We start from the raw sequence: 585 nt of genomic DNA, 5'->3' as shown, positions 1-585 counted from the left end.
CCTTCATATTGAGTTTTAACGTATTGAACGACCAATTCCATGCATGAAGAATGGTTCCGCTTTTGATCGACGGTGCTGTAAGCTCATTCGATTTGTTCGCCGTTTCAGCACTCGCAGCCGCCGGTCCTGCCAGAACCAAATAAAACAGCAATAAAAATCCAGCGAATAACGGCAGTAAAGAGGTTTTGAATCGTTTTGCAAACATTCTTGACACTCCTTATTTGATTTTTTGAAGACTTACTTCGGAGTCAAAAATCCCTCTTACTTCATTCTTCCGCTTCCTCCTTTCAAACTGATGTGAAGACTGGAGAATTTTGTTAACACTTACATTTTAAATTATCACAATCACTCTATCAAAACAACTTGGCAGAGTGAATACAAATCAATGTTCCTATAAAAAAACTGCCCGAGACTGTGTACGCTTCCCTCGCTTTCCAAACAAAAAAAGAAACCATCTATTTTTCAAGATGATTTCTTTTTTATTTCTTCTTTTACCGCTCTTCTGTAAGCCAGCTTCACAATCACATACCGAAGCAGAAACAGAACGCCGCCACAGACGATAAAAAGAAGAATCATTTTCAGCCA

Annotated in this window: 2 pseudogenes; both read right to left on the bottom strand. The window is 38.8% G+C overall.

The features are described 5' to 3' along the window. Positions 1-205 (bottom strand): annotated as a pseudogene (locus tag ACWHAR_RS29885) (alpha-amylase); the annotation flags it as partial. Between the two features lie 148 nt (positions 206-353). Further along, positions 354-585: pseudogene (locus ACWHAR_RS29880) on the bottom strand (DUF6773 family protein); the annotation flags it as partial.

The sequence above is a fragment of the Bacillus sp. LR--39 genome (assembly GCF_053613335.1).
This window is presented reverse-complemented; position numbering and strand designations above follow the sequence as displayed.